Here is a 9,797-nt window from a genome sequence, read left to right as displayed (position 1 = left end):
TGGAAAATATAATGTCGATAAACCACAAAAAAATCAAGGAGCTCTACCCGCAGAACTTTAAAAATATAATGGGTTAATCAAATATGTAGTTTATAGGGCGGATACCTCTATATAACCTGCGATTACAATTGAAATTCGTTTTTTTTCCCCACGTGTGAACTTCTTGTTGTAGAAATTGTTGCCGTCCAGAACCGGTTTCGAAAAATTTATAAAGATGTTGACAGTCCGTTTGTAGTCTAAGTTTATGTTTTTTAAAATAACCTCGGCTTCTGTAATAACCTGCTTAGCACTATTAAATGCTGCTTTTATCGTTGGATTTATTAGGCGAGTATGTTCAATGCCGATTGTTCGTTCCGACGAGCGGACGGTAAAGTCCGGATATTTCACTGGTTCGTCAGGCACAATCAGCTGTAATTGGTCTGGCCATGCCACTATGAAACGTCCTATGTCCGTTAGTTCCTCAAATTTATCTACACTCGTATTAGCCCGCCCCTTTAAAAAAATTTCATAGGGTGCGATGAGTTCAGAAACTTGCATCCAATTATCCCTGTTCCTTTGAAATTCGGATTTAATATCCATAGGAGGAAGTTGATCTACCGGGACCCCGTAAACATCAGCTATTCTTTGCTTGATTTCTTCTTCAGTTCCTTGGTTCGAAATCTTAAAAGTCTTCCTGATTAGGAGGGGCTCTGTTGTCTCACCTTTTAAATTCTTTAAAAAATCGCCGACCACCTTGTCCCTGTCCTCGGGAGAAAGTTTATCAATAAAGGTCATAAAATCCGTACTCATAGCCATCGTTATTAAAGGGTAAGCATCTGGTCATAACTATTGCCTGGCTGATGCGCGTCGTCCCATGAAGTTCTTACTTTAATCACGTTTACCGGACCTTCGTATAAAAAAATTAAAAATTGGGTTCCTTCCTGTGGGTTCATAAATTCATATGGGAAAATATCATAATTGTCTACAGACATACCGTTCAAATCTGTAAGTATTTCAAGATTCACATTTTTTGCGACAGCCTTTCCAGCATTGAATACCTTAATCTCGCGTTTACCTTTTTGATGTTTCACAACATGGGCTTTAACCATTGCTTTGTTATTCTCATTGTGCTCTTGGGTAATTTTCTGGATTTGATGGTCGTTAATGAGTCGCTCTTGTTTTTTTAATCTCCTATCATGTAATAGATAGGTTGCGGCCGATGCTAGCAGTGCGAGTACGGAAATAATAAGACTCCAGTCCACTTTATTTGATTTTAATAAATTTATTTCCTCTAAAAGCATCTTTAATTGATTTAGTAATGTCCTTCTTCAGATCCGTGGCGATTTCGTGCGTAATCTGCTCTTTTTCCAAGGCGATACGCTCTTGGTTAAATTCCACTAATTCATCATATCCATTTTGATATTCCCGATTGCAGGTCATGCATTTAACGAACGATTTATCTTCATTAAAATCAAATTGTTCGGCACCACAGGTTGCGCATTGTAGTTGTACGTGAATTGAGTATTTGTCTTTCATAGCAATATGTTCTGGTTCCTAATTTTTCATTTTCTCCCTGCTAGTCTTATTTATTTACACAAACCACTAATTAACAGCGTAATCAAATGTAGCTAATAATTGTCTTAACTAAGAATATTAGCATTTCAAGAACCTGAAAATTTTCCACATTAATACAGCGAGCTATGAGAGATTATAGAAAGGATAAAGCAATAAAAAATGGGGGTTAAGAATTTGTCTTCAAAAACCGTAACAAATACGTAACGGAGCAAAATTTCGCAGTTCCAAAAATAGTTCGTCAATTGCTTCTGTAAGTCAGAAAAGCACATTTTGCCTCAAAATAGGGCGGTTAGGCTAGAAGACTCATAATCTTTGAGCAATCAGCTTTAATTTTTTGTTATCGTGTTTAGAGTAGCATAATGGGCTACCATCTTTTCTTCCAATTTCGCTTGTAGAGCTAAGATCTGCTTTAGTTCTTCCAAACATTATCCTTTCAAATTTGGCTAATGATGCCAAAATATTAAAATTCATTTGCAATTAGCAAAAGTTAGCGGTCGATAATATATCAAGCTAAGAATTATCTTAATTTTTCAAATAAAAATCGGGATTACGTTAGTAGGCGCCAAGGGATTTTCGTTTTACTGATAAAATTTATGCTTAAATCTCTTTACCATGATTACTCAAAACGAAACGCAAAGTAAGAGCCGAAGAATTAAACCAGGCTCTACCATTTATTACCAACAACCTCGGTCTGTCAAATCTTCGAAAGATACCTTAATCCATTCAGCCCCCAAATCAACAATTCAATATGTAGTTCGCATGATGCATACACAAATCTCGATCTATTTATTCCGGAAAGGTTCAGGGATAATGCTCTGTTTTTTTCCGAATCAAAAAAGGCTTACCAGAAACTCTTGTCTCTTGGTTGGACTGATGTCATAAGAATGCTATATCCCAACGAAAGAATTTACACCTTTTATGATTCTGCGAAATGCACATGGAAGAGACTCGAGTTTGAGGCCTGACTATTTTCTTTTATCATCAGATTTAAAGGCAAGCTTGGTTCGTGCTAGCGTCGATAAGTATGTAAGGGGCTGGCAGGGAACTAGCGACAATTGCCGGTTTGGCTCGAGATTAACCTGGCTTAAAATTACTTTTCGCTTAACGCCTTTATTCTCCCTGATGAATTTCTAAAATTATATTGACAACAAAATAGTTTTTGTCGTTTTTGCCGTAGGTCATTGCGAATTTATTGCCATAAGCGAGGTTAAGTCGCTTTTCGATGTTATCCATTCCCTTATTGAAGCCTGATTGATGAATGTTCGTGTTTATCAAATTATGCGTGGATATTTTGAATTGGTTTTTAGTTACCTTAATGCTTAATTCTCCTGGATGGTCAGGCCTTTGCAGATTCCCATGTTTCAACATATTTTCAAGTAAAGTGATTACCACCAGCGGAACAAATCTAAACTGTTTTGCAGTCTTTGAAATCTTGAGATTTATGAACTGCTCTTTGTCTTTCCTGATTTTATTTAAAGAGATTAGATTCTCTATTTGAATTAATTCTTCATATAGCTTGGGAAACTGATCATTTGATTCTTTTGTGTGCAGACTAAATCGCATTAGGTCTGCTAAGTTAAGTACTGCTTGTCCAGCATCTTCATTAAATTTTCTAATGCTATCATACAAAAAACTTAATGTGTTAAATAGTAGATGGGGATTGATTTGTGCCCTTAGATATTCATACTTTGCAACATTCAGTTCATTTTGAATTTCTTTGGTTTTCAAATTGTTGAGGTATTCCAAGCGCTCTGCTTGTTCTCGTCTAAAGCGTTCATCTTTAAATTCCAAGAACAGATAGTAAAAACAGGATAAAACAATGAAAAACAATCCTCTCCACATAGATTGAAAGAAGCTTTTATAATTGGTAATTATTGTTGATAACTCAAATCCCTTACGGGTGTCTAACAACGCATAATTGAGGTAGGACCTCACAAAAATATATATGCCAATTTGTAATACCATAAATATAATTACCCTAGTCCATGGCCTGGATTTTGAGAAACTGTCTTTCAGTACTAAGTGGGCATTAGTATAAAACAATATAATATTGAGCGCATAATGGAGCGTGTAATTCAGCGGCTTTCCGAAGAAGCCCATAGAAAATCCGATCAATCCGATTTCTAATGTAATAAATGCTGCCCATCCGATTAAGTGCAATTTCTGCAGTTTTCCCCATTCAAAAATTTTCTTAGTCATGGTATAATTGCTTTTGGTGTAACCTCGCTTTATCGCGGTGTAATAACTTTTTTTACCCTAAAAAATGGGCCTAGTTTCAAAATAAAAACATGAAACAGATCCCTAAAAAACTGGTCAAAAAAACAGCATTTGTTTTTAGATCGCAGCAAACGATTCGGAAAATGGAGACAGATCCAACAACATCCAGCATCATTATTATTTCCAATGAAACGCTGATTAGCCATCGTTGATTTTTCGTTAACAGAACAGCTTAAGACTTCCGGCCGGATCTTAATGTTTTATTCTCTGAAAACTCAATAAAACCCTGCTTATAGCTATTGCCCATCGGAATGATGTGAGCCCCGAGCTTCAAAGTATTGCCTGAAATCTTTTCGACTTTTTCTTCGTTCACAAAATAGCTTCGGTGAACTCTGTAAAAAAGGGTACCCCAAAATTCTTTTTCCACTTCTTTCATTGTGAGATAAACTGTATAATCCTGTTCTTCCGTTACGATTTTCATGTAGTTTTTTAAACTCTCGAAGAACAATATTTTCGATTTCTGAATCTTGATTTTTTGTCCTCTTTCGCCAATGCTCACATAGAAATATTTTTTTTGCAAAATCCTGAGTCTTTCAATTTTCCTTCTTTCTGAATCCAATATATCCCATACGGTTTTTATAAACTTGGGTTTTGAAATAGGCTTAACCAGATAGCGGGATGCGTTTACCTCAAAAGCTTCTATGGCATATTTTGTGAAAGCTGTGGTGAAAACAATAAATCTTGCTCTGTTGACCAGTTTTTTTGCCAGTTCAATGCCGGAAATCTCTGGCATATCGATATCTAAAAATATAAAATCGATTTTGTCGCACAAACTGATTCCAGAGAGGGCAATAAGCGGATCCAGATAAGATTTAACCAACGTTAGGTGCGGATTAGCATCTATATAGTCGGAGAGAATAGAAATTGAATGTTTTTCATCGTCTATAACGACGCAACGTAATTGTTCCATATGTCAAAGATTAAATAGTTCATGTGTTGAACTCTCAATACTTTACATATCCTAATTAATTTTGACGGTTATTAATAGGTTCTATCTTAATCACTTCCGTAAATTTCTTTCGCGAAATAGACCCGTCTTTATTAATTTTATTACTTCGCTTTAGCGTCAACCTAACAATGTCATGTTTAGGTTGTTCTAGTGGCAGAATATCTTGGATGTTGCAATTGAGAGCGCTTGCTAACAAATAAATATGTCTAATACTATATTTTGCTCGTTCGGTATAAGTTTCAACTTTTGAAATAAAGCCATCAGCTAATTTCATTTTTTGTGTTAGTTGCAATTGGGTGAAATTTTTGGCAAGTCTTAATGCCTTAACTCTTTCAATTAGGAGATAATCTAACTCAGAGATTTCAATATAAAACAGATCATTGTTTTTAGTTGCCATTTGCAATTGCAAGTGACTGATTTTGATGATTCAAGTCAAATCCACTTGTGGATTTGAACTATTTTTTTTATCTTAGCTTTAATAAATTTAACGATATAGAAATACGCTAATAAACATATATCCATTCATTTGGATTGAGTAATTACTGAAAGAACTTGTGGTGAAAAGTAGGACGTTCGAACACGAGAAGGTAGGTAAAACTCAATTCCTATGCTATCTTTGTATAGCATAAGGATTTGGGTCACCTGCTTTATCTGAGTTCGGCCGTTGAAAAGCGGTGGTGGTCCTACACCTTCACGTCAGATAAAGCGTAAAGGTGGCCCTTTTCCTTTTTTCTTTCGGTTAACGCAGTTTAACCATGAAAGCAACTGAAATTAAACAAACAACTTTTTTCGCAGAACTCTGCTTTCATTTGATTTTTTTAAAAAAATCTAGAATTTGTCTTATTCCTATTCTCAGCTGGTCGTTTATAATTTTAATTAGTCTGGTAATCTGTTCTCCCGAATAGTTTATCAGACTAAGGCAGGTCATTCCTAATGGTTAATGATTAAAATAGGTTCTTTAATAATGCACCTGCCTTGGTTTTTCTAACCATTTTCTTTACTACCTCTTTTATCAACTAAACCAAAAACAATGAAAAAAACGATATTTTTTATCGCCAGGGCACTGCCATGCTTTTTTTTTATGGCAAAAATTAATAAGAAGGGTCCTGTTCCTTCCAATTTGCAGAATAACATTTTTGAAATTGAAGATGCCAAAACACTGCGGATTTTATCCGCAGTGGCGTATTGCGAATTAAAGTTCGAAAGACTATCGCGGAAAAGGGCATTCCGGATTTTATTTATTGCAATGATCTTAACTAGCAACATCTCTCATGCACAAAACAACAAATCGGGTGATCAACTGGAGATAGGGGATAAAATTCCAACACTGAGTTTATCGAATGTGATTAACTACTCTGACACGAGTGTTATGTTTTCAACTTTCAAAGGAAAAGCAGTAATCCTGGATTTTTGGGCGACATACTGCTCTCCATGCATAGCGGAATTTCCAAAAATGGATGCCATGCAAAAGCACTATGGGAAGAATATTCAATTTCTGTTGATCAATACTTATCCAAGTGACACAAGAGAGGCTCTGGAAAAATTTCTAATTCAACAGAAAAGTAAAATCACAGATTTTTCTTTACCGATGGTTATATCCAGTACCACTATCAGAGAGATGTTTCCCATCAAAACAATGCCCCATTACATCTGGGTAGGGGCAGATGGTCGAATTAAGGCAATCACTCGCGCAGACCAGCTGACTGATGAAAATGTTGCTAAACTCGTTGCGGGATTAAGCCTAAACCTACAAATTAAAAAAGACTAATATGATGACTAATCATTTTAATAATAGAAAAATGAAATGGAATTTTCTGCTTTTTTGTCTTGCGGTTATACTTATTTTGCTCTCGGCATTAACTGCTTTGGCACAGGAAGACAAGACCTTAAGGGGGAAAGTTACCGACCTTAATGGCAGGGCAATCCCAGCCAGTATCCGTTCTAAAAGAGGAATGGCAATAGCTGACAATTCCGGTAACTTCACTTTGAATAAGTTAAGCTTAGGGGATACCATCAGAATTACAGCTACAGGGTATAAAACCATAGTGAGGATATATTCACAAAATAATGGTGTTCTCTCCGTCAAAATGACTGAAGAAGAACAGCAGCTGGAGGATGTCGTGATTCAAACTGGGTACCAAACCCTCAAGCCGAATGAGGTTAATGGTACGATTTCATCAATAAGCGAGAAGTCTCTGGGAGAACGGTCCGGATCGAGTATACTAGAGCGTATAATCGGACAGAGTAGTGGACTTATGCTTCAGGTTGGTAAAAGCAACAATAACCCACAAAACAGAACTAATATTTCTATTCGCGGGCTGGGAACAATAAATGGCCCCCTTGATCCACTGATAGTACTTGATGGCTTTATCTATGAAGGCGATATCAATAATATCAATCCAAATGATGTTGAAAATGTTTCCGTTCTTAAGGATGCAGCTGCCGCATCGATATGGGGAGCAAGAGCTGGGAATGGTGTAATTGTAATTACGACCAAAAAAGGCAGACTGAACCAGCCTATGCAAATTGGCTTTAATGCAAACATTCTCATCCAAGACTTGCCAAGATTTAGTTCAATAAAACAAATGAACAGCAGTGATTACATTGCTTTCGAAAAAAAGCTTTTCGAGGCTGGGTATTTTAATGACCGGATATCGAATACCCCTTGGCATGCGTTGAGCCCCGTGGTGGAAGTTCTTTTAGCAAAAAGAAATGGTCAAATCTCCCAGGCAACAGCAGACGGACGTTTAGATTTATTGTCCCAGAATAATACACAACAATCCTATCTGGACAATTTCTATACCTATGGCATCCTACAACAGTATAGCCTAAATATAAAAGGTGGAAGTGAGAGGAACACCTATTTGCTTTCTGCTGCCTATGATCAAAACAGGGGAGAAGTGTATAATACTTCCAGGAAACTAAATATACATTTCGCAAATGAATTTAGGTTGCTTGAAAGATTGAATCTCAGTACCAATGTTTATTATACAAATTTTGTTGGAAAGACCGGTCGGCCAGCCTATAACTCCATTAGTACTGGAAGCAGATATCCGCCATATCTAGACTTTTCCCAAGCCGGAGGACTTGCTACCGAATTCAGGTCAGCATATACTGATACACTTGCAAAGGGTAGACTTCTGGACTGGAAATACTATCCGACAGAAGATTACAAACACGACTACACTGATGCTCGCTCCCAGGATTTGTCTGCGAATGTCGGCCTTAAATATCAAATAATAAAAGGTTTAAATCTGCAGCTTAATTATCAGTACCAGCGCCAGAATACAGATTCTGAACGCACGTCAGATGAGCAAAGTTATGCGGCAAGAAATCTAATCAATTCATTTACGCAGATCAATGCTTTAACTGGTGTATTAACTTATCCGGTGCCAAGGGGAGGGATTTTGAATTCCACTTCTGCATTGGTAAATTCCCAAACCGCTAGGGCTCAAGTGAATTATAATAGTATTTTTGGTTTGCATAGTATCAGCGCGATTTTAGGGGCTGAGGCAAGAAGTGCCAATACTGCATCCCGGGGTAGCAGAAGGTTAGGATATCAGTCTGATCCGCTATATTTCACGCCAGTCGATGAGGTTGGCCTTTACCGCCAATACCTGACTGGATTCACAAGTCAAATAGGCAGTGTGAATACTTTAAGCCAGACAGCTTACCGTTTTTTAAGTATGTATGGGAATTTTGCTTATAGTTTCAAAGGGCGTTACCTGTTATCCGGAAGCATCCGGCGCGATGGATCGAATATATTTGGCGCTGATATAAATGATAAATGGAAACCCCTGTGGTCAACCGGCCTGGGATGGAAAATTTCCGATGAACCATTTTATAATTTGAAATGGCTGCCTGTTCTCCGTATCACAACTACGTTCGGTTATAGTGGCAATGTTGACCTCACCAAGACTGCTTCACCAATCGCCGGCTACGGAACCAATACCTTGACAGGTTTTCCTTTCACCAGAGTAAGTGCAATAAATAACCCTAACCTAAAATGGGAACAGCTATCTCAAATAGATATGAAGCTTGACTTTGAACTTCCCAAGCAAGTTTTAACCGGCTCACTCTCTTATTACATCAAAAAAGGAACAGACTTATATGGAATAACCAATTACGACTACACGACCTGGGGCGCTAGAGACGTGATTACCCGTAATGTTGCAAATATGATGGGGAAAGGATTAGATCTAGACGTCCACAGCAGAAATCTAAAAACACCAAATTTCGCTTGGTCTACGGATCTGTATTTTAGTTATAATATAAGTAAAACGACAAAGTACGACTCAAGGGATAATTCAACACCATTTTATAATCTTCTCTCGGGCGGAAATGTAATCAGTCCAGTTGTCGGGTATCCTTTGTATGCTATTGCGGCGTATAAGTGGGGAGGGCTTGATAGTAAAGGGAATCCCCAAGGTTACTTAAATGGGAAACTAAGTACCAATTACGATGCGATGGCGGATGAGTCTTTCAACACTGGTACTAATGTGGTCTATATGGGGCCTGCCAGCCCCACTTATTTTGGATCGCTAATTAACACATTTTCTTTTAAGAGTCTGAGTCTTTCCATAAACCTCAACTATAAGTTGGGATATAAGGTTAGAAAACCTGCACTGGCTTATTCAAGGTTGATAGAAAGCGGACAAGGGAATTACGAGTATACCCAGCGCTGGCAGAACTCCGGAGATGAAACATCTACTAACGTTCCATCGTTTATTTATCCCAATAATAGCGTCCGGGATGCATTTTACGCACAATCCGAAGTTAATGCGATGTCAGGTGATCATATTCGCCTTGATTATATCCGGCTTGCCTACAGGCTAAATACCGTACAGTGGAAAACACCATTTCGGGATCTTGAAATATATTCAGGATTGCAAAATGTTGGGATAATCTGGAAAGCAAACCGGTTCGGTTACGATCCGGATTATGCAAATGTACTCCCACCTTCCCGCCAGCTTACATTTGGCATAAAAGGATCTTTTTAAAATAAACTAAAATGAAA

Annotated in this window: 8 protein-coding genes; 2 read left to right on the top strand and 6 right to left on the bottom strand. The window is 37.5% G+C overall.

Annotated features, from left to right (window positions below):
- Positions 1-90: 90 nt before the first annotated feature.
- From ACFOUY_RS17490 to ACFOUY_RS17465, 6 genes are all read right to left on the bottom strand, one after another.
- The gene (locus ACFOUY_RS17490) at positions 91-789 is read right to left on the bottom strand and encodes a hypothetical protein (protein WP_378962502.1); all 699 of its coding nucleotides are present in this window, start codon (positions 787-789) and stop codon (positions 91-93) included.
- Between the two features lie 11 nt (positions 790-800).
- Complete coding sequence (locus ACFOUY_RS17485) at positions 801-1,280, bottom strand: hypothetical protein (RefSeq protein ID WP_378962501.1); 480 nt, start codon at positions 1,278-1,280, stop codon at positions 801-803.
- Complete coding sequence (locus ACFOUY_RS17480) at positions 1,243-1,515, bottom strand: hypothetical protein (RefSeq protein ID WP_378962500.1); 273 nt, start codon at positions 1,513-1,515, stop codon at positions 1,243-1,245. Before ACFOUY_RS17480 ends, ACFOUY_RS17485 begins: the two co-directional genes overlap by 38 nt.
- Positions 1,516-2,664: 1,149 nt before the next feature.
- The gene (locus tag ACFOUY_RS17475) at positions 2,665-3,753 is read right to left on the bottom strand and encodes a sensor histidine kinase (protein WP_378962499.1); all 1,089 of its coding nucleotides are present in this window, start codon (positions 3,751-3,753) and stop codon (positions 2,665-2,667) included.
- A 250-nt stretch (positions 3,754-4,003) separates the two neighbouring features.
- Positions 4,004-4,741: a LytR/AlgR family response regulator transcription factor gene (locus ACFOUY_RS17470; protein ID WP_378962498.1), complete on the bottom strand. Its 738-nt coding sequence runs from the start codon at positions 4,739-4,741 to the stop codon at positions 4,004-4,006.
- 55 nt (positions 4,742-4,796) lie between these two features.
- Entirely contained in the window at positions 4,797-5,177 is a 381-nt protein-coding gene (locus ACFOUY_RS17465) for a helix-turn-helix domain-containing protein (RefSeq protein WP_378962497.1), read from the bottom strand.
- A gap of 633 nt (positions 5,178-5,810) precedes the next feature.
- Here ACFOUY_RS17465 and ACFOUY_RS17460 point away from each other — a divergent pair.
- Together ACFOUY_RS17460 and ACFOUY_RS17455 are read left to right on the top strand one after the other, a co-directional pair.
- A complete protein-coding gene (locus ACFOUY_RS17460) occupies positions 5,811-6,548 on the top strand; it encodes a TlpA family protein disulfide reductase (RefSeq protein WP_378962496.1) in 738 nt (245 codons plus the stop codon).
- A gap of 1 nt (position 6,549) precedes the next feature.
- Positions 6,550-9,780, top strand: coding sequence for a SusC/RagA family TonB-linked outer membrane protein (locus tag ACFOUY_RS17455; RefSeq protein ID WP_378962495.1), 3,231 nt, complete (start codon positions 6,550-6,552; stop codon positions 9,778-9,780).
- The last annotated feature ends 17 nt before the right edge of the window (positions 9,781-9,797 follow it).

It is taken from the genome of Pedobacter jamesrossensis, assembly GCF_042650905.1.
GTDB lineage: Bacteria > Bacteroidota > Bacteroidia > Sphingobacteriales > Sphingobacteriaceae > Pedobacter > Pedobacter jamesrossensis.
This window is presented reverse-complemented; position numbering and strand designations above follow the sequence as displayed.